At 71.4% G+C, this 26,516-nt stretch carries 14 protein-coding genes; 6 read left to right on the forward strand and 8 right to left on the reverse strand.

The genetic code is table 11. The features are described from left to right. Window positions 1–88 precede the first annotated feature (88 nt). Entirely contained in the window at window positions 89–655 is a 567-nt protein-coding gene (locus ACIQM0_RS31970; RefSeq protein WP_401293420.1) for a DJ-1/PfpI family protein, read from the reverse strand. Between the two features lie 390 nt (window positions 656–1,045). On the opposite strand from ACIQM0_RS31970, the gene ACIQM0_RS31975 reads away from it, so the two are divergent. Continuing rightward, the gene (locus ACIQM0_RS31975; RefSeq protein ID WP_401293423.1) at window positions 1,046–6,112 is read left to right on the forward strand and encodes an NAD-glutamate dehydrogenase; all 5,067 of its coding nucleotides are present in this window, start codon (window positions 1,046–1,048) and stop codon (window positions 6,110–6,112) included. A gap of 97 nt (window positions 6,113–6,209) precedes the next feature. Here the strand turns inward: ACIQM0_RS31975 and ACIQM0_RS31980 are convergent, their stop codons facing one another. Both ACIQM0_RS31980 and ACIQM0_RS31985 read right to left on the reverse strand, forming a co-directional pair. Continuing rightward, window positions 6,210–6,989, reverse strand: coding sequence for an ABC transporter ATP-binding protein (locus ACIQM0_RS31980; RefSeq protein ID WP_401293425.1), 780 nt, complete (start codon window positions 6,987–6,989; stop codon window positions 6,210–6,212). After that, window positions 6,982–7,923 (reverse strand): ABC transporter permease, encoded by a 942-nt coding sequence (locus ACIQM0_RS31985; RefSeq protein WP_401293427.1) that lies wholly within the window; start codon window positions 7,921–7,923, stop codon window positions 6,982–6,984. The genes ACIQM0_RS31980 and ACIQM0_RS31985 overlap by 8 nt, the downstream gene beginning before the upstream one ends. Before the next feature lie 117 nt (window positions 7,924–8,040). Between ACIQM0_RS31985 and ACIQM0_RS31990 the strand changes: the two genes are divergently transcribed. The 5 genes from ACIQM0_RS31990 (at window position 8,041) to ACIQM0_RS32010 (ending at window position 16,126) form a co-directional block, all read left to right on the forward strand. Beyond that, window positions 8,041–8,658 (forward strand): TetR/AcrR family transcriptional regulator, encoded by a 618-nt coding sequence (locus ACIQM0_RS31990; protein WP_123471426.1) that lies wholly within the window; start codon window positions 8,041–8,043, stop codon window positions 8,656–8,658. A 377-nt stretch (window positions 8,659–9,035) separates the two neighbouring features. Further along, window positions 9,036–12,581 carry a CDP-glycerol glycerophosphotransferase family protein gene (locus ACIQM0_RS31995; protein ID WP_401293431.1) on the forward strand — a complete coding sequence of 1,182 codons (3,546 nt, stop codon included), beginning with the start codon at window positions 9,036–9,038 and terminating at the stop codon, window positions 12,579–12,581. A gap of 358 nt (window positions 12,582–12,939) precedes the next feature. Beyond that, a complete protein-coding gene (locus ACIQM0_RS32000) occupies window positions 12,940–14,091 on the forward strand; it encodes a glycosyltransferase family 39 protein (RefSeq protein ID WP_401293600.1) in 1,152 nt (383 codons plus the stop codon). A 75-nt stretch (window positions 14,092–14,166) separates the two neighbouring features. Beyond that, entirely contained in the window at window positions 14,167–15,681 is a 1,515-nt protein-coding gene (locus ACIQM0_RS32005; protein WP_401293434.1) for a methyltransferase domain-containing protein, read from the forward strand. Window positions 15,682–15,751: 70 nt separating this feature from the next. Continuing rightward, complete coding sequence (locus tag ACIQM0_RS32010) at window positions 15,752–16,126, forward strand: hypothetical protein (protein ID WP_401293435.1); 375 nt, start codon at window positions 15,752–15,754, stop codon at window positions 16,124–16,126. 79 nt (window positions 16,127–16,205) lie between these two features. On the opposite strand, the gene ACIQM0_RS32015 is transcribed toward ACIQM0_RS32010, so the two are convergent. The 5 genes from ACIQM0_RS32015 to ACIQM0_RS32035 form a co-directional block, all read right to left on the reverse strand. Beyond that, a complete protein-coding gene (locus ACIQM0_RS32015; RefSeq protein ID WP_401293438.1) occupies window positions 16,206–18,380 on the reverse strand; it encodes a CDP-glycerol glycerophosphotransferase family protein in 2,175 nt (724 codons plus the stop codon). Between the two features lie 402 nt (window positions 18,381–18,782). Beyond that, window positions 18,783–19,706, reverse strand: a complete 924-nt coding sequence (locus tag ACIQM0_RS32020; RefSeq protein ID WP_401293440.1) for a carbohydrate ABC transporter permease — start codon at window positions 19,704–19,706, stop codon at window positions 18,783–18,785. Further along, entirely contained in the window at window positions 19,703–21,127 is a 1,425-nt protein-coding gene (locus ACIQM0_RS32025; RefSeq protein ID WP_401293442.1) for a carbohydrate ABC transporter permease, read from the reverse strand. The genes ACIQM0_RS32020 and ACIQM0_RS32025 overlap by 4 nt, the downstream gene beginning before the upstream one ends. Before the next feature lie 4 nt (window positions 21,128–21,131). Further along, window positions 21,132–22,502, reverse strand: coding sequence for an ABC transporter substrate-binding protein (locus ACIQM0_RS32030; RefSeq protein ID WP_363030593.1), 1,371 nt, complete (start codon window positions 22,500–22,502; stop codon window positions 21,132–21,134). A gap of 228 nt (window positions 22,503–22,730) precedes the next feature. Beyond that, window positions 22,731–26,414, reverse strand: a complete 3,684-nt coding sequence (locus ACIQM0_RS32035; protein ID WP_401293445.1) for an FHA domain-containing protein — start codon at window positions 26,412–26,414, stop codon at window positions 22,731–22,733. Between the last annotated feature and the right edge of the window lie 102 nt (window positions 26,415–26,516).

Below are 26,516 nucleotides of genomic sequence, written 5' to 3' on the forward strand. Positions count from 1 at the left end.
GCGGCCCATGGCGGTCGGCCGCGCAGCCGCGCCCAGCGCAGCCGCGCCACCATGCCCCGCGCCGCCGTGCCCCGCTACTGCCCGGTGCTCAGGTGACCGGTGCCTTCGTGCGGAGCACGGTCAGGAATTCGCGCATCCAGGCCGAGTGGTCGGGCCAGGCGCGGGACGAGACCAGGGTGCCGTCCACCACGACCTCGGTGTCCTGGAAGGCGGCCCCGGCCGACTCCATGTCCGGCTCCAGCGCGGGATAGGCCGTGACGCGGCGGTTCTTCAGCGCGCCGGCCGCGGCCGTCATCAGCGGGCCGTGGCAGATCTGGGCCACCGGGCGGTCCGTGTCGAAGAACGCCGTGAGGATCTTGCGCAGGTCGGCGTCGTTGCGGAGGTACTCGGGGGCGCGGCCGCCCGGGACGACCAGGGCCACGTAGTCGGCCGGGTCGACCTCGGCGAAGGCCAGGTCGGCGGGCCAGGTGTAGCCGGGCTTCTCCGTGTACGTGTCGAAGCCGGGCTCGAAGTCGTGGACCACGAAGCGGAGCGTCTTGCGGGAGGGAGCGGCGATGTGGACGTCGTAACCCTCCTCGCGCAGCCGCTGGTACGGATAGAGGACTTCGAGGGACTCGGCGGCGTCGCCGGTGACGATCAGGATCTTCGGTGCCATGGCGGGGCTCCCCACGGTTCGTCGGCCTGTTGCGGTTACCAGAGTGCGTCGGCACGGCGCGACGCGCTGTCCAGAGTGTCAAAGTTCGGGGCTTTCTTTGTACACATACGGCTCGTGACGGTCACCGGGGCGGGCGAGATAGCCTGGACCCCGTGATCAGCGCGATACGCCTCGGGGGCAGCGAAGCCCCCGGCCTGCGCCCGGAGTGCCACAGCACCCGGGCCCTGACTGATCCCCTCAGCCCGGCCCGACGGCCAAAAAAGGCCAATAAGGTCCCGGGCGTCTCTCATTGCGGCATAGCGTCGACTCAGACCGGAAACCCCGTGTCGTGGCGGTACGTCGTCTTTTTCACCTACGTCACGCAACGGCGCGCGACAGGAGCCAGAGGACATGCAGACCAAGCTGGACGAAGCCAAGGCCGAGCTGCTCGCACGGGCCGCCAAGGTAGCTGACAACAGTCCGGGCGGTGGTGTCGGTGGCCCGGGGAGTACCCCCCGGGTGCACGTCGCTGCCACCGGGGCCGACAACGGCAACGGGGCCGGGCAGGAGCGTCCGGGCCAGGACGTGCTGCTCGCCTATCTCCAGCGCTACTACCTCCACACCGCTCCGGAGGACATCGGCGGCCGCGACCCCGTCGACGTCTTCGGCGCCGCCTCCTCCCACTACCGGCTGGCGGAGAACCGCCCGCAGGGCACGGCGAACGTCCGGGTGCACACCCCGACCGTCGAGGAGAACGGCTGGACCTGCAGCCACACCGTCGTCGAGGTCGTCACCGACGACATGCCGTTCCTGGTCGACTCCGTCACCAACGAGCTGTCCCGCCAGGGGCGCGGCATCCACGTCGTGATCCACCCGCAGGTCATCGTCCGACGCGATGTGGCCGGCAAGCTGATCGAGGTCCTCACCGACGGCGCGGGCGTCTCGACCGGCGCGCAGAACGGGCGCAAGAACGCCAAGGGAGCGAAGGACGCCAAGGCCGAGCTCCCGCACGACGCGCTCGTCGAGTCCTGGATCCACGTCGAGATCGACCGCGAGTCCGACCGCGCCGACCTCAAGCAGATCCAGGCCGACCTGCTGCGCGTCCTGTCCGACGTACGGGAGACCGTCGAGGACTGGGAGAAGATGCGGGACGCCGCGCTGCGCATCGCCGACGACCTGCCCGGCGAGCCGCTCGACGACCTCGCCGACGACGAGGTGAACGAGGCCAGGGAGCTGCTGCGCTGGCTCGCCGCCGACCACTTCACCTTCCTCGGCTACCGCGAGTACGAGCTCAGGGACTCCGACGCGCTGACCGCCGTTCCCGGCACCGGCCTCGGCATCCTGCGCTCCGACCCGCACCACACCGAGAACGAGGCCCACCCGGTCAGCCCCTCCTTCGACCGGCTGCCCGCCGACGCCCGCGCCAAGGCCCGCGAACACAAGCTCCTCATCCTCACCAAGGCCAACAGCCGGGCGACCGTGCACCGCCCCAGCTACCTCGACTACGTCGGCGTGAAGAAGTTCGACGCCGAGGGCAACGTCATCGGTGAGCGCCGCTTCCTCGGACTGTTCTCGTCCGCCGCCTACACCGAGTCCGTGCGCCGGGTGCCGGTCGTCCGCCGCAAGGTCGCCGAGGTGCTGGAGGGCGCGGGCTTCACGTACAACAGCCACGACGGCCGCGACCTGCTCCAGATCCTGGAGACGTACCCGCGCGACGAGCTGTTCCAGACGCCGCCCGACCAGCTGCGCTCCGTCGTCACCTCGGTGCTCTACCTCCAGGAGCGGCGCCGGCTCCGGCTCTACCTGCGCCAGGACGAGTACGGGCGCTACTACTCCGCGATCGTCTACCTGCCGCGCGACCGCTACACCACCGGTGTGCGCCTCCGGCTGATCGACATCCTCAAGGAGGAGCTGAACGGCACCAGCGTCGACTTCACGGCCTGGAACACCGAGTCGATCCTGTCCAGGCTGCACTTCGTCGTGCGGGTCGCCCCCGGCAGCGAGCTGCCCACCCTCACCGACGCCGAGGCCGACCGCATCGAGGCCCGGCTCGTCGAGGCCGCCCGCTCCTGGGCCGACGGATTCCAGGAAGCGCTGAACGCCGAGTGCGGCGAGGAGCGCGCCGCCGAGCTGCTGCGCAACTACGGGCACTCGTTCCCCGAGGGCTACAAGGCCGACCACTCGGCGCGTGCCGCCGTGGCCGACCTGGTCCGCCTCGAAGCCCTCAAGGAGCACGAGCGGGACTTCGCCCTCAGCCTGTACGAGCCGGTCGGCGCCGCCCCCGGCGAGCGCCGCTTCAAGATCTACCGGACCGGTGAGCAGGTCTCCCTCTCCGCCGTTCTCCCGGCGCTCCAGCGCCTCGGCGTCGAGGTCGTCGACGAGCGTCCGTACGAGCTGCGCTGCGCGGACCGTACCCACGCCTGGATCTACGACTTCGGGCTGCGGATGCCGCATGCCACGGGCAACGGCAGCTACCTGGCCGACGACGCCCGCGAGCGGTTCCAGGAGGCCTTCGCCGCCGTGTGGACCGGTGAGGCCGAGAACGACGGCTTCAACGCGCTGGTGCTGAGCGCCGGTCTGAACTGGCGGCAGGCGATGGTGCTGCGCGCCTACGCGAAGTACCTGCGCCAGGCCGGATCGACGTTCAGCCAGGACTACATGGAGAGCACTCTCCAGAACAACGTGCACACCACCCGGCTGCTGGTCTCGCTCTTCGAGGCCCGGATGTCGCCGGAGCGCCAGAGCGCGGGCACGGAGCTGACCGACGGGCTCCTCGAAGAGCTCGACGGGGCCCTGGACCAGGTCGCCTCGCTCGACGAGGACCGGATCCTGCGGTCCTTCCTCACCGTCATCAAGGCCACCCTGCGCACCAACTTCTTCCAGAACGCGAGCGAGGAGGGCGACAAGGGGGGCCGGCGCACGGACAGCGGTCTGCCGCACAACTACGTGTCGATGAAGTTCGACCCGCAGTCCATCCCGGACCTCCCGGCCCCGCGCCCGGCGTTCGAGATCTGGGTCTACTCGCCCCGGGTCGAGGGCGTCCACCTGCGGTTCGGCAAGGTCGCCCGCGGCGGTCTGCGCTGGTCCGACCGGCGCGAGGACTTCCGTACCGAGATCCTCGGCCTGGTCAAGGCGCAGATGGTGAAGAACACCGTCATCGTGCCGGTGGGTGCCAAGGGCGGCTTCGTCGCCAAGCAGCTCCCCGACCCGGCCGTCGACCGCGACGCCTGGCTGGCCGAGGGCATCGCCTCGTACCGCACCTTCATCTCGGCGCTGCTCGACATCACCGACAACATGGTGACCGGCGAGGTCGTGCCCCCCAAGGACGTCGTCCGGCACGACGAGGACGACACCTACCTCGTCGTCGCCGCCGACAAGGGCACCGCGAAGTTCTCCGACATCGCCAACGAGGTCGCCGTCGACTACGGCTTCTGGCTGGGCGACGCGTTCGCCTCCGGCGGCTCCGCCGGCTACGACCACAAGGGCATGGGCATCACCGCCCGGGGCGCCTGGGAGTCCGTCAAGCGGCACTTCCGGGAGCTCGGCCACGACACCCAGAGCGAGGACTTCACCGTCGTCGGTGTCGGTGACATGTCGGGTGACGTGTTCGGCAACGGGATGCTGCTCTCCGAGCACATCCGGCTCGTCGCGGCCTTCGACCACCGGCACATCTTCATCGACCCGAAGCCGGACGCCGCGATCGCGTACGCCGAGCGGCGCCGCCTCTTCGACCTGCCGCGCAGCTCCTGGGCCGACTACAAGAAGGAACTGATCTCCGCGGGCGGCGGCATCCACCCGCGCAGCGCCAAGTCGATCCCGGTCAACGCGCACGTCCGCGAGGCGCTCGGCATCGAGTCGGGGGTCACCAAGATGACGCCCGCCGACCTGATGCAGGCGATCCTCAGGGCCCGCGTCGATCTGCTGTGGAACGGCGGCATCGGTACGTACATCAAGTCCTCCACCGAGTCGAACGCGGACGTCGGCGACAAGGCCAACGACGCGATCCGCGTCAACGGCGAGGACCTGCGGGCCAGGGTCGTCGGCGAGGGCGGCAACCTCGGCGCCACCCAGCTCGGCCGGATCGAGTTCGCCCGCACCGGCGGCCGGATCAACACCGACGCGATCGACAACAGCGCCGGTGTGGACACCTCCGACCACGAGGTGAACATCAAGATCCTGCTCAACGGCCTGGTGCGGGACGGCGACATGACCGTCAAGCAGCGCAACAAGCTGCTGGCCGAGATGACCGAGGAGATCGGTCATCTGGTGCTGCGCAACAACTACGCGCAGAACACGGCGCTCGCCAACGCCGTCGCGCAGGCGCCCTCACTGCTCCACGCCCACCAGCGCTTCATGCGCCGGCTGGGCCGCGACGGCCATCTCGACCGGGGGCTGGAGTTCCTGCCCACCGACCGGCAGATCCGCGAGCTGCTGAGCGCCGGCAAGGGGCTCAGCCAGCCCGAGCTGGCGGTGCTGCTGGCCTACACGAAGATCACGGCGGCGCAGGAGCTCATCGGGACCAGCCTGCCGGACGACGCGTACCTGCAGAAGCTGCTGCACGCCTACTTCCCGCGGCAACTGCGCGAGCGGTTCCCCGAGGCGGTCGACGCGCACGCGCTGCGGCGCGAGATCATCACCACGGTGCTGGTCAACGACACCGTGAACAGCGGCGGTTCGACCTTCCTGCACCGGCTCAGGGAAGAGACCGGCGCCTCGATCGAGGAGATCGTGCGGGCGCAGGTCGCGGCCCGCGAGATCTTCGGGCTCGGCAGGGTGTGGGACGCCGTGGAGGCGCTCGACAACCGGGTGTCCGCCGATGTGCAGACGCGGATCAGGCTGCACTCGCGGCGCCTCGTCGAGCGCGGTTCGCGCTGGCTGCTCGGCAACCGGCCGCAGCCGCTGGAGATCGCCGGGACGATCGACTTCTTCCGTACCGGTGTCGAGCAGGTCTGGGCCGAGCTGCCCAAGATGCTGATGGGCGCCGATCAGGAGTGGTACCAGTCGATCCTGGACGAGCTCACGGAGGCGGGTGTCCCGGACGAGCTGGCGCAACGCGTCGCCGGATTCTCGTCCGCCTTCCCGGCGCTCGACATCGTGGCGATCGCGGACCGTACGGGGAAGGACCCGCTGGCCGTCGCCGAGGTGTACTACGACCTCGCCGACCGGCTGTCCATCACCCAGCTGATGGACCGGATCATCGAGCTGCCGCGGGCCGACCGCTGGCAGTCGATGGCCCGTGCCTCCATCCGCGAGGACCTGTACGCCGCGCACGCGGCGCTCACGGGTGACGTGCTGAGCGTGGGCAACGGCGCGTCCACGCCGCAGGAGCGGTTCGAGGCGTGGGAGGAGAAGAACGCGGCGATCCTGACGCGGTCGCGCTCCACGCTGGAGGAGATCCAGGGGTCGGACGCCTTCGACCTGGCGAATCTGTCGGTGGCGATGCGGACGATGCGGACCCTGCTGCGTACGCACGTGTAGCGGGTGAGGGGTGGGGCGGCCGCCGGGTGTCCCCGGTGGCCGCCCCACCCCTCGATCGTCAGTCGCGCCCGAGATGCCGCCCCCGCCCCGGGGGCGGTTATTTCTTGCCGGTGAACTTCTCGTAGGCGGCGACCACTTCCTTCGCCGGGCCGTCCATGCGCAGCGTTCCCGACTCCAGCCAGATCGCCCGGTCACAGGTCTCGGTGATCGACTTGTTGTGGTGGCTGACCAGGAAGACCGTGCCGGCCTGCTGGCGCAGTTCGATGATCCGGTCCTTGCTGCGGCGCTGGAACTTGGCGTCGCCGGTGGACAGGGCCTCGTCGATCAGCAGCACGTCGTGGTTCTTGGCCGCGGCGATCGAGAAGCGCAGCCGGGCGCCCATGCCGGAGGAGTACGTGCGCATCGGCAGGGTGATGAAGTCGCCCTTCTCGTTGATGCCGGAGAAGTCGACGATGTCCGCGTAGCGCTCGCGGATCTCGTCGCGGCTCATGCCCATGGCGAGTCCGCCGAGGACGACGTTGCGCTCGCCGGTCAGATCGCTCATCAGCGCCGCGTTCACCCCGAGCAGCGAGGGCTGGCCCTGGGTGTGGACGCGGCCCTTCGTGGCGGGCAGCAGACCGGCGATGGCCTTCAGCAGCGTCGACTTCCCCGAGCCGTTGGAGCCGATCAGGCCGATCGCCTCCCCCTTGTACGCGGCGAAGCTGACCCCCTTCACTGCGTGCACCTCGCGCACCCCGGGGGACTGGCGGCGCGAGGCGAGCCGGCTGAGGGCCGAGGTGGCGCTGCCCTTGCCGGTGCGGGCGCCGTTGACCTTGTACGTGATGTGGACGTCGTCGACGACGACCGTCGGTACTCCGGGCGATGTGCTCTCAGCCACGTCCGTAACTCTCCTCGGCCTGCCAGAAGTAGATGAACCCGCCGACGCCGCACACCAGGGCCCAGCCCGCGGCGATGGCCCACACGTGCGGGGGGAGCTGTCTGCCGTCGAAGCTGTCGATGAGCGCGAACCGCGTCAGGTTGATGAAGACGGCGGCCGGATTGACCTCCAGCGCCAGCTTCACCAGGTGCGGGACCCGGTCGCCCTGGAGCATCGTGCCGACGCTCCACATGACGCCCGACGCGTACATCCAGGTGCGCAGGACGAACGGCGTCAGCTGCGCGATGTCCGGGGTCCGCGCGGCGAGGCGCGCCATGACCATCGAGATGCCGGTGTTGAACACGGCCTGCAGCGCCAGGGCCGGCACCGCCAGCAGCCAGGAGGGCTGCGGGTACTGGCCGAACACCAGCAGGATCAGCACCAGGGCGCCCAGTGAGAAGAGGAGCTGCTGGAGCTGTTGCAGGGCCAGCGCGATCGGCAGCGAGGCGCGCGGGAAGTGCAGGGCGCGGACGAGCCCGATGTTGCCGCTGATCGCGCGGGTCCCCGCGGTGATCGAGCTGCTGGTGAAGGTCCAGATGAAGACGCCGGTGACCAGGAACGGGACGTAGTCCGGGACGCCGTGCTTCGTCTTCATCAGGACGCCGAAGATGAAGTAGTAGACCGTCGCGTTGAGCAGCGGGGTCATGATCTGCCAGATCTGGCCGAGTTTCGCCTGGCTGTACTGGGCGGTGAGCTTGGCGGTGGCGAACGCCGTGATGAAGTGCCGCCGTCCCCACAGCTCCCGGACGTACGCGGGGAGGGACGGCCTCGCCCCGCTCACGGTCAGCCCGTGCCGGGCGGCGAGGGCGGCGAGTTCTCCCGGTGCGTACGGGGGCGGGAGCAGGGGCGGCGGCGTGTCCACCGGGGCCGCCGGGGCTGTTGTCTGGCTCACCACGATCGCTTTCGTCGGGGGGCAGGAACACACATGAGCGACGGGACGGAACCGTATCGTCGCAACGCCGAGGGTAGGACGCTTCGACGTCGCAACGCAACCGTTTCGTCGTCGCGGACTATGATTCGGGCCATGACCACCGACCCGGGAAGCCGCCGCCGTGTCCCCGCCGGAGCCGCCGTGCTGCGCGAGGACGTGACCGATGCGATCCGCAGCGCGGTCTTCGAGGAACTGGCCGCGGTCGGCTTCGCCCGGATGTCCATCGAGGGAATCGCCCGGCGCGCGGGCGTCGGCAAGACCGCGGTCTACCGCCGCTGGAAGTCCAAACTGCACCTGGTCCTCGACCTGGTCTCCGCCGTCGCGGTGCAGGGCATGCCCGCCCCGGCCACCGGTTCGCTGTACGGGGACGTCCGCGCCGTGCTCGAACTGGCCGCCTACGCCCTGCGCCACCCGCTGGCCTCCCAGGTCATCCCTGACCTGCTCGTCGAGGCGGCCCGCAACCCGGAGATCTCCGCCACCATCAAGGCCGCCCTGCTCGACCCGCAGCTGGGCATCGCCGCCGTCGTCGTACGGGACGCCGTGGCGCGCGGGGAACTGCCGGAGGGCAGCGACCCCGACCGCGCCCTCGACCTGATCGTCGGCCCGCTGTACTGGCGCCTCGCGGTGGTCAGGGGCGAGCTGCCCGCCGGGTACCTGGACGACCTGGCGGCCTCTGCCGTGGCCGCGCTCACCCGCTGACCGGGATGAGGAACCGGCCCCGCGTGCTCTGCGTCTTCTCCTGTGGCAGACCGGGTGGTCCCGCGTGTGTCCGCCCCCGGTTGCGCTTCGGGCCGGGGTGTGAGTGTGCTTTTAGGAGCCGCCGGTCCATCGGATAGTCTGGTGGACGGGCCGCCCACCGGGCCTCCCGGAGCATGCGCCACACCGTGTTCCCGGGCCGTCCGGGCGAAGCCCCGGGCACTGCCGTCACCGCCGAGGACGAACCCCTGGACCGGAACGGCTTTGCCCACGGGGCGAGCACGGTGCAGGCGTAGTCACTCGTTCGGGACCGTAACCGGTGACCCCCGACCGTTCACACGGTTGAGCCATACGGACAGCCAGGCCCCCGATGAACGGACGTGCTCAACATGCCGCCACGGCTCAGTGTCGTTGTCCCCGTCTATAACGTGGAACTCTTCCTGACGGACTGCCTGAAGTCCCTCGCGGAGCAGACCATGACCGACCTCGAGGTGGTGATGGTCGACGACGGGTCCACCGACGGCAGTGCCGCTCTGGCCGCCGAGTTCGCCGCGCGGGACGACCGCTTCCGGCTGGTGAGCCAGAAGAACGGCGGACTGGGGCACGCCCGCAACACCGGTGTCCGCAACTGCGACCCGGAGAGCCGTTACCTGGCCTTCGTCGACAGTGACGACATCATCCCGCCGAACGCGTACGAGCTGCTCGTCGGGGCGCTGGAGGAGACCGGCTCGGACCTCGCGTCCGGCAACGTGCTGCGGCTGCGCGCCGGCGGCAAGCTCCAGCAGTCGCCGATGTTCCGCAAGCCGATGGCCACGACCCGGCTGCGCACCCACGTCTCCCGCGACCTGGACCTCCTCGGCGACCGGATCGCCTGCAACAAGGTCTTCCGCCGCTCCTTCTGGGACAAGCACGAGTTCGCCTTCCCCGTCGGCGCGCTCTACGAGGACATTCCCGTCGTGCTGCCGGCCCACTTCCTGGCCGGCTCGGTCGACATCGTGAAGGACCCCGTCTATCACTGGCGGGACCGCCCCGGCTCGATCACCACCAGCCGGGCCGTCGTCCGCGGCGTCCGCGACCGGGTCGCGCACGTGCAGGGCGTCTCCACCTTCCTGGCGGAGAACCGCCCGGCCGCCGACAAGAACCACTACGAGGCCCACGCCCTCGCCAACGACCTCTGGTACTTCATGGAGGTCCTGCCCGACGGTGACGCGGAGTACCGCGAGGCCTTCCTCACGCACTGCAACGCCTTCATCGACCAGGTCGACCCGACGGTCCTGGACGGGCTCCCGCTGCGACTGCGCCTGATGTGGTACCTGGTGCGCGAGCACCGCATGGAGGACCTGCTGGCGCTGCTCGCCTACGACAAGCGCGAGCCCGGGGCCTTCGCCGTACGCGGCGTGCGCCGTCGGCAGGCCGAGTACCCGGTGCTGAAGCAGCCCGTGCCGGCCCAGGTGCTGCGCGTCGCCGACCGCGACCTCCCGCTGGCCGCCCGGCTGCGGGACGCGCAGTGGCGCGACGGCAAGCTGCACCTCAAGGGGTACGCCTACATCCGCAACCTGCCCGTCGCCTCGGGCCCCAGCGAGTTCCGGATCGGCTGGCTGCGGGCCGGCCGGCGCAACGTGGTGCCGCTGCGGCTGCGCAGGACCGACGAGCCGGAGGCCACCACGCGCTCCCGCCAGAGCCTGCACGACTACGACCGGGCGGGCTTCGAGGCCGTCATCGACCCGGCCAAGCTCCGCATCGCCGCCGACGGCAGCCCCAAGCAGCTCACCTGGCGCCTGGAGGTCGGCATCGCCAGGAACGGCCTGCTGCGCCGCTCCTTCCCCTCCGTCCGCGAGGCCTCCGTCGCACCGCCCGTGTACCGGCCCGACGGCGACCACCGGATCGTCCCGGCCTTCGACGGCGACAAGCTGGTGCTGCACGCGGAGCGGATCGACGCCCGGTTCGAGACCCACCGCGCGGGCGACACGGCCGGCACCGTCGTGGTGTCCGGCATGGTCCGCGACCGCCTCGCCGGCGGCGAGCTGCGGCTCGGCCTCACGCACAAGGCCACCGGCGCCGCGTACGACGTCCCCGTCACGGTGGGCGAGGGCACCGAGTCCTCCGCCGCCGGCTGGCGCCGCTTCACCGCGGAGCTCCCGCTCGCGGCCCTCGCCGAGGCCCGCCCCACGGCGGACGACACACCGAAGAGCCTCGGCTACAGCGTCCACTTGGTCGGACCCAAGGACCAGAAGACGCCGATCGACGTGCCCGGCCCCGTACTGCCCGGCCGCTACCTGCTCGGCGACGGCGCGGACGGCGTACGCCGCGAGCTCGCCTTCGTCACGAGCTCCCGCGGCAACCTGCTGATCAGCGACCGCACCGTGCAGCCCTCCGTCGAGCTGGCGAGCTGGACCGACGACGGGCTGCTGTTCCTGGAGGGCACGTTCCCCGAGGACTCGGAGCACCCCGTCGAGCTGGTGGTCCAGAACAGCGCCCACCGCGAGGAGGCGACGTTCCCGGTCACGTTCTCCGGCGACGACGACGCACGGCGCTTCCGGGCCGAACTGCGGCCCGACGCCGTCGAGGGGCCCGGCGGCCCGCTCCCGCTGGGTGAGGGCAACTGGTACTTCTTCCTCCGCGAGAAGGGCGCGGGCGACGAGAGCGGCGACATCGCGCTGCGCATCCCGGCCGCGGCCTTCCGCACCCTGCCCGCCACCCGCACGCTCTCCGGCCGCGACTACACCATCGAGCGGCGCTTCGGCGACCAGCTCCTGGTCGTCTCCGCCCCGGTGCTCTCCGCCGCGGAGCGCGGCCTGCGCGCCAAGAAGCTGCTGAGCGACTCCTACGCCGCCCAGCGCACCGCGCCGCTGCGCGAGGCCGCGCTGTACAGCAGCTTCGACGGCCGCCAGGTCTCCGACTCGCCGCGTGCGGTCTACGAGGAACTGGTGCTCAGGGGAGTCGAGCTGGAGCACCTGTGGGTGGTGCGCGACCAGCAGGCGATCGTCCCCGCGGGCGCCACCGCCGTGGAGCACGGCTCGGCCGCCTGGCACGAGGCGCTGGCCCGCAGCCGGCACATCGTCACCAACACCCAGCTGCCCGAGTGGTTCGTGCGGCGCGAGGACCAGACGGTCGTCCAGACCTGGCACGGCACCCCGCTCAAGCGCATCGGCCTGGAGCTCGCGGGCACGATCCAGGCGAACGCCGCCTACATCAACACGCTCAAGCAGCGCGCCGCGCAGTGGAGCTTCCTGGTCTCCCCGAACACCTTCTCCACCCCCGTCCTGCGCCGTTCCTTCGGTTTTGAGGGCGAGGTCCTGGAGTGCGGTTATCCCCGCAACGACCTCTTCCACGCCCCCGACCGGAGGAAGGTCGCCGAGGCGGTACGGGAGAGGCTCGGGATCCCGGAGGGCAAGCGGGTCGTGCTGTACGCGCCGACCTGGCGCGAGGACCAGCAGCTGGGCGGCGGGCGCTACTCGCTGGGCCTCCAGCTCGACCTGGCCGCGGCCGAACGCGAACTGGGCGCGGACACCGTCCTGCTGGTGCGCCGTCACTACATGGTCACCGACCGGCTCCCGGACAGCGGCACCGGATTCGTCCGCGACGTCTCGCGCTACCCGGACGTCGGCGATCTGATGCTGATCAGCGACGCGCTGGTCACCGACTACTCCTCGCTGATGTTCGACTTCGCCCAGACCGGCCGTCCGATGCTCTTCCACACCTACGACCTGGAGCACTACCGCGACACGCTGCGCGGATTCAGCTTCGACTTCGAGGCGCGTGCTCCCGGTCCACTGATCCCGGGCTCCGACGACCTGATCGACGCCCTGCGCGACCCTGTCCGGGCCATCGCGGGACACGCGGAAGCGTACGAGGCATTTCGGCGGGACTTCTGCGACCTGGACGACGGCCGGGCGACCGCCCGGGTGGTCGACCGGATGCTGTAGTCCTCGTCCCACGCGAAACCCCGCCCCCGCAGGGGCACACGTGCCCGGCCGGTACCCGTACCGGCCGGGCACCGGCGTGTGGTGAACCGCCGCACGGCACCGCGGTGAACGGAAATTGACGTACGGATTGTGCGAACTGGGTGAACCGTTCGAGTGATTCGGCATTCCGGGTGTTTGTCCAGACCCGCAGCGCATCCGAGCCGAACGCCCCATAAGTGTGTTGATCGGTGCGTCGCATAGCGTCGCCGGGTTGCTACGTTCTGTTTTCATGGGTATCCGGACGCGGTGCGAATCCTGGGACGTGCGACGCGCAAGAGCCGTTGTGCTCGTTGCCGCGGCCGTGGGCCTCGTGACTCGCATGGTCATCGCGGCGAATACGCCGGGCCCGACCGACGTACGCATCTTCGCGGGATTCGCCAAGGCGGTCACCGTGTACGGCCCCGTCCGGATCTACGAACACCCGCTGCCCGGCCTGCCCGTCTACAACCACCCGCCGCTCGCCGGCTGGATGCTGCTCGGCCTGAACGGTCTCTCCGAACTCGGAATGTCGTTCGCCACGCTCATCCGGTCACCCGCGTCGATCGCCGACTTCTGCTGCGCGGTTCTCGTGTTCGAGATCGTCCGGCGGCGTGCCGCCCAGGGCACGGCGGTCCTGTGCGGCATCGGAGTCGCCGTCAGCCCGGTACTCATCGCCACCTCCGGCTACCACGGCAACACCGACGCCGTCGCCATCGCGTTCGCCCTGGCCGCCGCCCATCTGCTGGCCGACCGGAAGTCGCCGCTGGCCGCGGGGGTGGCCGCGGCGCTCTCGATCAGCGTCAAGTTCATTCCGGTCGTGGTGATCCCGGCGCTGTTCGTCGCCGCGCTGCGCGGCGGCCGGCCGGCGGCGGTCCGCTTCGCCGCCGGGTTCGGCGCCCTGTTCGCCCTGGTGTGGGGGCCGGTCCTGGTGACCGTGCCGCAGCACCTCAGGGAGAACGTCCTGGAGTACGGGGGCGGCACCTACCGTCTCTGGGGGCTCGTCCGGTTCGCCGACGTCCTCGGGCTGCCGGAATCCGTCATCACCTTCATGCAGGGCGGCGGGCACTTCCTCTTCGTGCTCGTCTGCGCGGCCGCCGGGGTCTGGCTGGCCTGGCTGCGGCCCGCGCAGCTGCCCGGGGTCGTCGCCGCCACGCTGGGCCTGCTGCTGCTCCTGTCCACCGCCTCCGGTCTGCAGTACCTGACCTGGGCGGCCGCCGGAACGTTCGTTCTCGGGTTCTGGGAAGGGCTCGCCTACAGCTGCGTGGCCGGACTGACGGCCGTCCTCGGCTACGGCGGGCCCTCCGCCGTGCGCTGGAGCGAGCCGGTCCTGGAACTGGGCGCCGCCGGCTGGATCGTCCTGGCGGCCGGCCTCGTCACCGGCATCCGCCGGATCCTCGCGACCGAGCCCGGCACCCCCCGGAAGGCCCCCGCGGAGCGCACGCCGCTCACCTCCCCCCGCACCTCGCAGCCCTCCGGTTCCGCCGTCAACTGACCGCGCGCACCGGAGCCGCATCCCCCCACCGACCCGTTCCCGACCCCAGCACCGAGCGCAACTGGAGAACGCCCCGTGAAGGAAAGCCCGAGTCCCAGGATCGGCATCCTGGTGGTCGCGTACAACGCGGAGACAACGCTCGAGAAGACCCTCGACCGGATTCCGGAGGACTTCCGGTCCCGGATCGACGAGATCCTCATTCTCGACGACGCGAGTCATGACGCGACCTTCACCGCCGGCTGCCGATGGTCCCAGGCGGAGGGAATGCCGCGGACCGTGGTGATGCGGCACACCAAGAACCTCGGATACGGCGGAAACCAGAAGGCCGGATACGCGCTGGCCGCCGCACACGGCCTGGATATCGTCGTGCTGCTGCACGGCGACGGACAGTACGCCCCGGAACTCCTTCCGGACATGGTCGCCCCGATCGAACGCGGCGAATGCGAAGCGGTGTTCGGATCGCGGATGATGAAATCCGGCAACGCCCTCAAGGGCGGTATGCCGATGTACAAATGGCTCGGCAACCGCATTCTCACCCGGCTGGAGAACAGCCTCCTCGGTTCGCGGCTGACCGAGTTCCACTCCGGGTACCGCGCCTACAGCGTCGAGGCGCTGAAGAGGCTGCCGATCGACCGGAACACCGACGCCTTCGACTTCGACACCCAGATCATCGTCCAGCTGCTCGACGCGGGAATGCGGATCAAGGAGATCCCCGTGCCCACGTACTACGGTGACGAGATCTGCTACGTCAACGGCATGAAGTACGCGAAGGACGTCGTCAAGGACGTCCTCGAATACCGCCTGGCGGTCAAGGGGTTCGGCACCTGCGCCTGGATCCCGAAGCCCGTCGAGTACGCCTTCAAGGAGGGCGACGGCTCCTCGCACGCGGTCATCCTGGAGAAGATGCGGAAGCTGCCGCCCGGCCGGGTCCTGGACCTCGGCTGCTCCGGCGGTCTGTTCGCGGAGCGGCTGGAGGCACTCGGCCACGAGGTGACCGGTGTGGACTTCGTCGAGGTGCCCGGGGTGCGCGAGAAGTGCACGTACTTCCACCTCGCCAACCTGGAGGAGGGCCTGCCGCCCGAGGTCGGCGTCGACTTCGACTACGTCGTCGCCGGGGACGTCATCGAGCACCTCTCCCGCCCCGAGCGGGTGCTCACCGAGGTCGCCACCGTGCTGCGGCCGGGCGGCCGGGTGCTGCTGTCCGTGCCGAACTTCAGCCACTGGTACTCACGGATGCGGGTCGCGATCGGAGCATTCGACTACGACCGCCGCGGCATCCTCGACGAGACGCATCTGCGCTTCTTCACCCGGGCCAGTCTGCGCCGCACGGTGCGCGACGCGGGGTACGACGTCCTGGACATCGCCTCGACGGGGGCGCCGTTCTGGTCGCTGCTCGGCCGGGGCCCGCTCGCCGCGGTACTCGGCGGGCTGTCGAGGCTGCTGACCCGGATCCGGCCGACGCTGTTCGGCTATCAGCACGTCGCACTGCTCACCCCGCATGCGGCCGAGACGATCATCGCTGGAGAGCACGTCGATGTACAGGACATCCTCAACCGACAGTACGTCCCCGCCGACCGGGTCGGCGTCTGAGGCGACCGTTCCCCCGCCCACCGCCGCCCACGCGTCCGAGAACCCGGCCGCCGCCCTCAGGAGCAAGGTCTTGTCCCTCCCCAGTCTGATGCTGCTGCTGTTCGCCGTGTTCTCGTCCGCGGGCGGCCAGATCATGCTCAAGCACGGGATGAAGGGCGCCGCGGCCGCCGCCGGGGAGCACGGTGGCTCCGTCGCCCTGCGGGCCGCCACCAGCCCCTGGGTGGTGGTCGGGCTGGTGATCTTCGCGGTCTCCGCCCTCGCCTGGATGTCCACCCTGGCCAAGGTGCCGCTCTCCATCGCGTACCCGTTCAACGCGCTCGGCTATCTGCTGATCGTGCTGGCCGGGGCGACGGTGCTGCACGAGCGGACCTCGATGTGGACCTGGGGCGGCTCGCTGCTCGTGGTCGTCGGCCTGGCCACGGTCATGGCGGGCCAGCAACGCTGAGCCCGCGCGCGGGCCGTCACGCCGAGGGGCCCGTCACCGGAACGTTCCGGTGACGGGCCCCTCGGCGCGAACAGGCGGATCAGACGGTCCCGGAGGCCTGGGGCTCCTCGCCCAGCAGGACCCGGCGCACCACGCGCTCCGCGGCGCGGCCGTCGTCGTACGGGCAGAACCGCTCGCGGAACGCCTTCAGCAGCGCCTCGTTCGCGGGACTGTCCCAGCTGCCGTCGGTGAACGCCAGGGCCAGCTCGTCCGTGGTCGTCGCGACGGCACCCGGGGTCTCGCCGGGCTTGCCGGAGAGCAGGTCGAAGACCACACCGCGGACGGTGCGGTACGTCTCCCAGTCCGGGGCGTGCACCACGATCGGGCGGTTCAGATGGGCGTAGTCGAACATCACGGAGGAGTAGTCCGTGATCAGCGCGTCGGCGGCCAGGCAGAGGTCCTCGATCCGCGGGTGGTCGCTGACGTCGATGATCGACGGGTTCTCGGGCAGTCCGGCGCCGCCGTAGAAGTAGTGCGCGCGCACCATGACCACGGTGTCCGGGCCCACGGTCTCGCAGAACCGGGCCAGGTCGAGGCGGCTGGTGAAGCCGGCCTCGTAGTCGCGGTGGGTGGGCGCGTACAGCAGGGCGCGCTGTCCGGGGCGGATGCCGAGCCCCTCGCGGATCTTGTCGATCTGCTCCCGCGTAGCCGTCGCGAAGACGTCGTTGCGGGGATATCCCGTCTCCAGCGAGCGCGCGGCGCTCGGGTAGGCGCGGGACCACACCTCGGTCGAGTGCGGGTTGGCGGAGACGCTCCAGTCCCACCGGTCGACCCGCTTCAGCAGCCGGTCGAAGTTGAGCCCCTGGGCGGCCGCCGGATAGTTCTGCTGGTCCATGCCCATGATCTTCAGCGGGGTGCCGTGGTGCGTCATCACATGGATCTGGCCGGGGCGCTTGACCAGGTGGTCGGCGAAGTTGACGTTGTTGAAGAAGTACGTGGCGCGGGCCAGCACCGACCAGTAGCGGCGGGTGCCGGGCACCACGTAGTCGATGCCCTTCGGCAGCGAGTCCACCTGGTTCTTGGACACCACCCAGACCCCGTGCACATCGGGGGCCAGCTCCTGGGCCTTGCGGTAGATCGCCTCGGGGTTGCAGCTCACGCCGCGGTTCCAGTAGGCGGCGTAGACGGCGAGCTTCGGGTCCAGCGGAAGCTTGCGCTGCGCCTTGTAGTAGCGCGCGGTGAACGACTTCTTCGCCTTGGCGCGCGCCGTGCTGGGGGCCGTGCGCAGGCCCCGCCGGGTGGCGAGCGCGGTGTCGAGAGCGCCGAGCGCGGCGTACTTCCCGCCGCCCATCAGCTGCGGCCGGAGCCCCTTGGCGCCGCCGGGGAACGTGAAGCCGTCGGGGCGGTGGCCGCTGTGGAACGAGGCGACGGCGGTGACGTACTGCCTGCGGCGCTTCGTCACCGCGGGGTACGCGGACAGGAGCTCCTGGACGGCGCGGTCGAAGAGCAGCGCGCGCACGGGGTTCAGGGCGGGGCGCGCCTCGACGAAGGTCATCAGGTCGCCGTAGGCGTCGACCAGCTCCAGCGGCGTCGTGCCGGTCGTCGGCTCCGCCTCGTCCGCGAGACCGGGCAGGTAGCGCTGCTGGCGGTGCTCGACACAGGCGGTGCCCAGCGTGGCGACCGAACCGGCGACGGCGAGCGTCTTCAGCGCGTACATGCGCTCACCGTGCTGGCCGGGGCCGAAGGACAGGCTCTCGCTCTCGGCGAGGGTGCGGCGCACCGCCCGGTTCCAGGACACCGGCGCGATGTCGAGGAGGCCGGAGCGGGCGGCGAGGGTGTGCGGGCCCGCTGGCATGGCGCTCAGCAGCTCCAGCGACCGGGTCATCCGGGTCTTGCCGCGGAACGGGCGCTTGCGGTGGCCGAAGACCAGCACATCGGGATCGTCGGTGGAGTCCAGCCGGTCCGCGATCTCCTGCAGCGCGCCCGGCAGGTAGACGTAGTGGCCCTCGAGGAAGAGGAGGTAGTCCCCGGTGGCCCGCTCGGCCCCGGCGTTGCGCCGGCCGTGGGCTCCGGAGCCCTCGGGCAGGTGGATCGCCTGGACCCGGCTGTCGCGGGCGGCGAACTCGTCCAGCACCAGTCCGGAACCGTCCGGAGCACCGTCATCCACACCGATGACCTCGATGTCCGTGAACGACTGCGAGAGCACCGACTCCAGGCACTCGCGCAGACTTCCCCGGGCGCGGCGGACGGGGATGATGACACTCAGCCGGGGCATACAGACTCTTTCTCGGACTGTGCGTACTGGGGCGCACACAGATTACTGCGGAGCGCTCAGCAGAACGGGCAGGGGGCTGACAACGGTGCGACGGTCGGGGAGGCGGGCAGGTCGGGCCCCGGTGGGGGCGGCCGGCCGGCCGTGCCATCCGATCGATGGATACGGACGCGGATATCCCGGCCGGAACCGGCAGACACAACACTCTGCCGTCGATGTGGTCGACCGCGCGGCTGATGAAGGCCCCACTTATCATACTACCCACGCCCTTAAGCGAACCTTGGACATCCGGGGGTGCGCGGGACGGTGGCTCCCGGGCACGCGGACGGGGCAGTCCATGGTCGCTGACCGGACTGCCCCGTGTTGACGCGCATGACCCCGGGGGCGTGGATCGCGCCCCGGCGGCTACTTGACCGCGCCCGCCATGACGCCGGAGACGAACTGGCGCTGGAAGGCGAAGAACACCGCGAGCGGGATCACCATCGACACGAAGGCGCCGGGCGCCAGGACGTCGATGTTGTTGCCGAACTGCCGTACCTGCTGCTGGAGTGCGACCGTGATCGGCGGCGAACCGGAGTCCGCGAAGATCAGTGCGACCAGCATGTCGTTCCACACCCAGAGGAACTGGAAGATCCCGAGCGAGGCGATGGCGGGACCGCCGAGCGGCATCACGACCCGGGTGAAGAGCCGGATCTCACCCGCCCCGTCGAGCCGGGCCGCCTCCAGCAGCTCCCGCGGGATCTCCGCGAAGAAGTTGCGCAACAGGAAGATCGCGAAGGGCAGGCCGAACGCGGTGTGGAAGATGATCACGCCGAAGGTCGTCTCGAAGATGCCGACCGCGCCGAACAGCTTGGAGACCGGGATCAGCGCGACCTGCACCGGGACCACCAGGAGCCCCACCACCACCAGGAACCACCAGTCGCGGCCGGGGAACTCCATCCAGGCGAAGGCGTATCCGGCGAGTGAGCCGATCACCACGACCAGGACGGTCGACGGAACGGTGATCATGATGGTGCTGAACAGCGAATCGGTGATCGTCGAATTGTCCAGCAGCCGGGAGTAGTTGTCGAAGGTCAGCTGGGACGGGACGGTGAAGACCTTCCACCAGCCGGTCGCCGCGATCCTGTCCGGGCTGCGCAGCGAGGACAGCAGCAGCCCGATGGTGGGCATCAGCCAGAACAGCGCCACCAGGACCAGGACGACCCGCATCACGCCGCCGCCGGCCCGTGCCGCGATCCGGGCGCCGAGCGAGCGCCGGGCCTTCGGTACGCCGGTGTCCGGGGCGTCGTCCGCCCCGGCGGGCGGGGCCGTGGTCGAGGGTGTCGTCATCGGCGCCCCTCCTTCCTGATTCGCCTGATGTTGAAGAGCATCACCGGAACCACCAGCAACAGCAGGAGTACGGCGATGGCGCTGCCGATCCCCAGGTCCGCGTCCGTGCCGAACGAGGACCGGTAGAGCTGGAGCGCCAGTACGTTCGCGTCGTCCTGCGAGGAGCCCGGCGCGATGATGAAGACCAGGTCGAAGACCTTCAGGACGTTGATCATCAGCGTCACCAGCACCACCGCGAGGACCGGGGCGAGCATCGGCACCGTGATCCGGCGGAACACCTGCCACTCGTTGGCCCCGTCGACCCGGGCCGCTTCGAGGAGTTCGCGCGGCAGGCCCGCCAGGCCGGCCGCGATCAGCACCATGGCGAAGCCCGCCCACATCCAGACGTAGCTGCCGATGATGCCCGGGGTCACGAGGGTCGGACCGAGCCAGTCGACCCCGTTGTACGGCTCCTTGAAGTTGGACTCCGGGAGCCGGAGTTCGGCCCCGTCCGCCGCGGCGGGCAGGGTGAACGTGCCGTCGGCGCCCGCGGTGGCAGAGGCGACCACCTTGCCGTCCTTGACGGCCTCGACCTTGATGCCCTTGAGGCCGAGCTCCTTGGGGTCGATGACGTTGGGCTTGCCGCCGCCGCCCTGGGTGAAGTCCAGCCAGGCGGTGCCGGTGATCTTCCCGTCGTTCGCCGTCGCGGGGGCCCGTGCGGGCTTCGCGTCGGAGGGCATCTTCGCCGGCAGCACCCCGACCAGGGGCAGTTGGACCGGCTCCCCGGCCCGGACCGGCACCTTGGTCACGAAGGACCCGCCGCCGGCTGCCTTCAGCGGGTGGACGGGCAGCGGATGCGCCTTGGGGAAGCCCGCCGATTCGGAGAACGTGTCGTGCACGCCCACCCAGACGGCGTTGGCGACCCCGCGCTCCGGCGCCTGGTCGTAGACCAGCCGGAAGATGATGCCCGCGGCGAGCATCGAGATCGCCATCGGCATGAAGACGATCAGTTTGAACGCCGTGCCCCAGCGGATCCGTTCGGTCAGCACGGCGAAGATCAGGCCGAGGACGGTGGAGACGGTCGGCGCGAGGACGACCCAGATCGCGTTGTTCTTGATCGCGGTACGGATGGTGTCGTCGGAGAACAGCGCCTTGTAGTTGTCGAGTCCGGCGAAACCGGTCCCCGCCTGGTCGAAGAACGACCGGTAGACGGAGTACACGATCGGATACACGACGAGCGCGCCGAGCAGCACCAGCGCGGGCAGCAGGAAGAGCGCCGCGATGACCCTGCGGGTGCCGGTGACGCTCTTGCGGCTGGGCACCTTGCGGGCGGGCGGCTGCCCGGAGCCGGGCTTTCTGGGGGCGGGTACCGAGGTCCCGCCGCGGGCTTGGGTGTCGGCGGGGGGCGCCTCGTCGGCGCCCCCCGCTGCGGCTGTCGTCATCCCGTCAGCTCTTGTACGCCTTGGCCGCGTCGGACTCCAGTTTGGCCTGGGTCCCCGCGATGTCCTTCGGGCTCTTCAGGAAGTCCTGGAGGGTCTTCCACTCACCCTTGCCGGGCGTCCCGCCGAACGACTGCGGCGCCTGGTCGGACATGTCGAACCGGACGGCGTCCCCGGCGGAGATCAGCGCCTTCGCCATCGTGCGCTGCACCTCGTTCGGGTACGCGGCGGCGTCCAGGGCCTTGTTGGGCGAGATGAACCCGCCCTGCTCGGCCCAGATCCGCGCGGCGTCGGTGGAGGCCAGCCAGGTCAGCAGGGCCTGGGCGCCCTTGCTGTCCTTCAGGGCCACCGCCGCGTCCCCGCCGGTCACCACGGGCGACTCGGGGCCGACCGCGGGGAACGGGAACACCTTGGCGTCCGTACCGATCTTGGCCTTGGTCTGCGCGATGTTGACGCCGACGAAGTCACCCTCGAAGACCATCGCGCCCTTGGGCTGGTCACCGCCGCTGAAGGTCTGGGTGACCGAGGCCGGGAACTCCGTCTGGAGCGCGCCGTCGGCGCCGCCCGCGATCAGGGCGGGCTTCCCGAAGAGCTGCGCGAGCGTGGTCAGCGCGTCCTTGACGGACCCGTCCGTCCACTTGATCTTGTGCTGGGCCAGCTGGTCGTACTTCTCGGGACCCGCCTGGGAGAGGTAGATGTTCTCGAACCAGTCGGTGAGCGTCCAGCCGTCCGCGCCGGCGACCGAGACCGGGGTGACGCCCGAGGCGGACACCGTCTCCGCCGTCGCCAGGAAGTCCTTCCAGGTCTTCGGCTCCGACGCGCCCGCGTTCTCGAACGCCTTGGCGTTGTACCAGATCAGGGACTTGTTGGCGGCCTTGAAGTACACGCCGTACTGGGTGCCGTCCACCGCGCCCAGGTCCTGCCAGACCTTGGAGTAGTTCTTGGTCAGCTGGGCCTTCGCCTCGGCGCCGGCCGGCTTCGCCCACTTCTTCGCGACGGCCTGCTGGATCGCGCCGACCTGCGGGATCATCGCGACGTCCGGCGGCTGGCCGCCCGCGATCTTCGTACCGAGGAAGTTGACGATCGGGTCCTGCGCCGGGACGAAGGTGACCGTCGCCCCCGTGCGCTTCTCGAACTCCTTCAGGACCTTGACGAAGTTGGCCTGTTCCGGGCCGGTCCAGACCGCCGCGACGGAGATCTTCTCGCCGTTCAGTTTCGGCAGTACGACGCTGGACGCCTTGTCCTTGCTTCCTTCGGAGGCGCCTCCGTCGGTCTTGCCCTTTCCGCCGTCACCGTCGTCGCCGCAGCCGGTGAGGGCCAGTGCGCCGATGGCTGTGAAAACCATGGCGGCTCTGCGAATCCGAAGCGTTGTGCGCATCCGTGCCCCGTCTCTCCTGTGCGCTTGCACCGACCGGCACCGTCGGACCTCCGACGGTGCCGGTCATTCATTACTTGGTCGTGTGCGCACAGTCCTACGCCCGGCATCCGGGTGCCGCAATACCGATATCGGGCCCAACTCGCTGATCGTGATGGGCTCGTGACGTCAACTCATGGACGGTATCCGGAGATTGGGGACGACAGGCCGTAGCTCGGGCCTGTCGCCCCTTCAGTGGTGCGCGGGCGCGAGCGGCGCCAGCGGCGCGGCGTTCACCGAACGCGCCGCGCGCTCCAGCGCACTGGCCAGCAGCGCCAAGTCCGTCGGCCCGTTGCCCAGTTCGCGCACCGGGCGACGGGTGGGCGGGTCGCCCATCCGCTCCCACTCCAGCGGTACGACCGTGGGGCGCAGCGTCGCCGTGCGCGGAATGCGCCCCGTGACCCGGCCGCCCTGGAACGGCGTCACCCGCCCGTCCGGATGACCCAGCCGTCCGCGGCCCGGCGCCGGCTCGTCCGGCGAGGGCGGCACGACGGGCGGATCGAGCACCACCCGCAGCCGGGCCCCGCGGGCCAGGTCCGTGTCCTCCGTGCGGTCCGGGCGGGCGGACGTCGCGACCAGGTGGACGCCGAGCCTGCCGCCCTCCCTGGCCACCGCCTCCAGCGCCCTGACGACCGAACCCGCGGCCGGTCGGCCCGGACTGCCCAGCGCCGGGGCGATCAGCGCGTCGAAGTCGTCCACGAGCACGACGAGCCTGGGCAGCGGCGGGGGTCCCGGCTCCGGCGGCCGGGCCGCGGCGTGCCGCAGCTGCAGGGTGCCGCTCATCTGGGAGTCCACGTCGCCGCGCTGCTCGGCCGCGCTCGACGGCCACGGACCGCCCGGCCGCCCCGCAGCCCCGGACCGGCTGTGCCACTCGGCGAAGTCGAGCCCGCCGAGCAGTTCGGCCCGTCGTTTCACCTCGGCGCCCAGCGCCTGCGCGAACTCCCGCATCCTGACCGGATCGGAGGCCACCAGGTGCGAGAACACGTGCGGGAGTTCGGTGCAGGGACGCAGGCTCTCGCCGCGCTCGCCCCCGGCGCCGTCCACCAGCAGGATGCCGAGCCGGTCGGGCCGGGCGGCGGCCGCCAGCGACGCGGCGACCGCCCTCAGCAGTTCGGTACGTCCGCTGCCGCCCGGCCCCTCGATGAGGAGGTGCGGGCCCTCGTCGGCGAGATCCACACTCACCGGTCCCCGGGGCCCGGCCCCGAGCACCACGACGGGCCGCCCGGCGAAGGCGGCGCCCGCGTCGGCGGGGGCGGCCGGACGGGAACCGGTGTCCGCCGCCGCACCGCCGGGAGCGGAGCCGCGTGCGGCGACCCGGGGTGCGTCGCTCTGACGCGGCCCGCTGACCCGGTTCGAGGAACGCCCCGAACCGGCGGAGCGAAGGCTGTCGTTGTCCCGCAGATCGGCGGACACCTCCGCGGACCCGTACCGGGCACGGGTGTCGGAGCCGGGCAGGGTGCGGGAACTCGGCGTGTCCCCGGGCCCCCCGTCGTACCGCTGCCCGCCCACCCGGGGGTGGGGGGTGCGGCCGGACGCGGAGCCGTCGGTGCGCTCGGGGTACGGGGTGCGTCCCGAGCCGCGGTCGTACGCGTCGAGGCCAGAGGCGCCGCGCGGCATCCCCGCGTGGGTCTCGTTGGAGCCGCCGCGAGGGGGGTACGGGGTACGGCCCGAACCCGGGGCGTACGTGCCGTCGGGGTAAGGGGTGCGTCCTGAACCCCGGCTCTCCACGGCGTTCGGGTACGGGGTACGGCCCGAGCCCGGGGCGTCCGTGCCCCGGGCGGCGGACGGGCGGGGTGTCTCGCCGCTCGTGCGCTGCGCTCCCACCCGGGGGGCCGCGCCGCCGGAGCCGCGGACCGTCGCGCCCGGCTGGTCGTCCGCCGTCGAGGCCCAGCGGGCCATCAGGGAGGCCGGGGTGGCGCGGGCCAGGCCCAGTTCGTCCAGGAGGCGGGCGGAGGGCGGGAGCGCCACCGCGGCCGGCCGGCCGGGCAGCCCGGCCGAGCCCTCCGCGCGCAGCGGGGCCAGGGCCCTGCCGAACCGTTCCGCCCAGTGAGCGGAGACCGCGTCCACCGCGGCGACCGTGCCGTGGCCGGCCGCCCGGCCGCCCGCCGTCCGCAGCAGCCGCAGCGCCGTCGCCACATCGCCGCTGAGCATCGCCACCGCCCCGCACTCCCGGAAGGCGATCGAGGCATGGCACGCCGCCTCGTAGGTCGCGGCGACCGGGGAGGTGGGGGTGGCGGCCGGGGTCTCGGCCAGACAGATCAGATGGATGCCCGCCGCCGCGCCCGCCCCGGCCAGCCGGGCGGTGCTCTCGCGCAGCGCGGAGGAGCCGGGGTCGCCGTCCACGATCACCACGGTGAACGGGCCCTCGTAGTGCCGGGCGGCCTCGGCGACCGTCGCGCGGTCCACGCTCGCCCAGCCGGGCCCCAGCGGCCCGTCGTCCAGCCGGCGCACCAGCTCCGTGGTCCGGGCGACGGCCTGCTCACGGTCGAACGCGAGCAGCAGCCGGCAGTCCTGGCCGTGCATCGGGCGCAGATGCGGCAGCCAGCCGAGCCAGGCCCACTCGCGCCGTCGCTCCTCCACCCCGCGCGCCCGGTCCGCGCTGATCAGCACGATCTCCAGATCGGCGGGGGAGTGCAGGGCGGCCAGCTGCGCCACCGCGGAGCGGGCGAGCCCCGTCAGCCGGTCGCGCGGCCCGGCGAGCCCCAGCGAACCCGCCTCCCGCAGCCCCACCGTCACCGGCACGGCCGGCAGCTCGGCCCGCTCGGTCGTGCCCAGCCGGACCACCAGCGCCTCCGGATGCGCGGTGTCGCGCTCCCACAGCCGGGGGCCGGGTCCGATCGCGGTCAGCAGTACGGACGCCGGATCGGGCCAGGTGCCCTCCGGGGCGGTGGGCGGCGCGGTGAAGGTGGCGGGGTCAGGAAGCGGCGCGGCCGTCTCGTCGGGAGCGCTCTCGTGCACCGGGTCGCCCTTGCCGCCCGCGAGCCGGCGGGCCCAGGCGCCTATGCCCCGCCGGGGTGCTTCCTCGTCCGGGTGGCGGGGGCGCCCGGAGCCGGGCCGCGGCCGGGCCGCGGGGTGCCCGCCCCGGTCGTCGTCCCGCGCGCCGCGTTCGTGGCCGTGGAAGTCGGGTTCCTCGTGGTCGGGGGGCACGGCCTCGCCGTACCCGTGGGCGGAGCCGTCCCCGTAACCGTGTCCCGGAACCGGGTCCTGGTCATGGTCCGCGTCGGCCGGCGCCCTGGCCACCCGCAGGTGCCCCTCGCCGTCCGGCGCCGTGCTCAGCGTCGGCGTACGCGCCCCGGAGGTCAGCCGGAGCGTCGACTCGCCGAGCCGCAGCAGCGCACCGGGTTTCAGCCGGACCGGACGGTCGCGCACCTCCGTGCCGTCCAGCGAGGTGCCGTTGGTGGAGCCCAGGTCGGCCACCGCGACCCGGCCGTCGTCGGAGACCGTCACCGCGCAGTGCAGCCGTGAGACGTCGGGGTCGTCGAGCGGAACATCGGCCTCGGCCGAGCGGCCGATCCGGATCTGCCCGCCGTGCAGCAGGTGGACCCCGCCCGCGTCCGGTCCGGCGATCACGTGCAGCCGCGCCGGAACGGCGTCGTCCGTCGACTCGTCCTCGCCGGGGACCTGGAGCGAGAGCACCGCCCCGTCGACCAGGGGCGGTTCACCGAGGGCGCTGCGCTGCGCGTCGAGCCGCTCCCGCCCGGCGAACAGCACCACCGCACCGCTGCCGAGGGAGCCGTCGGGCCCGGAGACGGCCGCGGCCAGGCCGGAGGCCACGGTGGCCAGCGCCGTCCCCGCGGGGGCGGTGACCAGCACATCGCAGGCGCGCGCCGGGGTCTGGCCGCTGCGCGGCGCGAGGACGGTCAGCCGGATCTGCATCGCCGTCAGCGGTCCCTTCTGCGCGGGGTGCCAGGCAGGGGAAACGCCCTGTGATTCCCCCCACCCGGCACGGACGCGTCGTCCGGTACAGGTTCGTCACGT

The sequence above is a fragment of the Streptomyces sp. NPDC091387 genome (assembly GCF_044756945.1).
Classification (GTDB): Bacteria; Actinomycetota; Actinomycetes; order Streptomycetales; family Streptomycetaceae; genus Streptomyces.

Coding starts and splice junctions, on each gene's coding strand:
- ACIQM0_RS32030 (WP_363030593.1), bottom strand. CDS start 22,502: ATGCGCACAACGCTTCGGATTCGCAGAGCCGCCATGGTTTTCACAGCC.
- ACIQM0_RS31990 (WP_123471426.1), top strand. CDS start 8,041: ATGATTCGGGCCATGACCACCGACCCGGGAAGCCGCCGCCGTGTCCCC.
- ACIQM0_RS32000 (WP_401293600.1), top strand. CDS start 12,940: ATGGTCATCGCGGCGAATACGCCGGGCCCGACCGACGTACGCATCTTC.
- ACIQM0_RS32015 (WP_401293438.1), bottom strand. CDS start 18,380: ATGCCCCGGCTGAGTGTCATCATCCCCGTCCGCCGCGCCCGGGGAAGT.
- ACIQM0_RS31970 (WP_401293420.1), bottom strand. CDS start 655: ATGGCACCGAAGATCCTGATCGTCACCGGCGACGCCGCCGAGTCCCTC.
- ACIQM0_RS31975 (WP_401293423.1), top strand. CDS start 1,046: ATGCAGACCAAGCTGGACGAAGCCAAGGCCGAGCTGCTCGCACGGGCC.
- ACIQM0_RS32020 (WP_401293440.1), bottom strand. CDS start 19,706: ATGACGACACCCTCGACCACGGCCCCGCCCGCCGGGGCGGACGACGCC.
- ACIQM0_RS32025 (WP_401293442.1), bottom strand. CDS start 21,127: ATGACGACAGCCGCAGCGGGGGGCGCCGACGAGGCGCCCCCCGCCGAC.
- ACIQM0_RS32035 (WP_401293445.1), bottom strand. CDS start 26,414: ATGCAGATCCGGCTGACCGTCCTCGCGCCGCGCAGCGGCCAGACCCCG.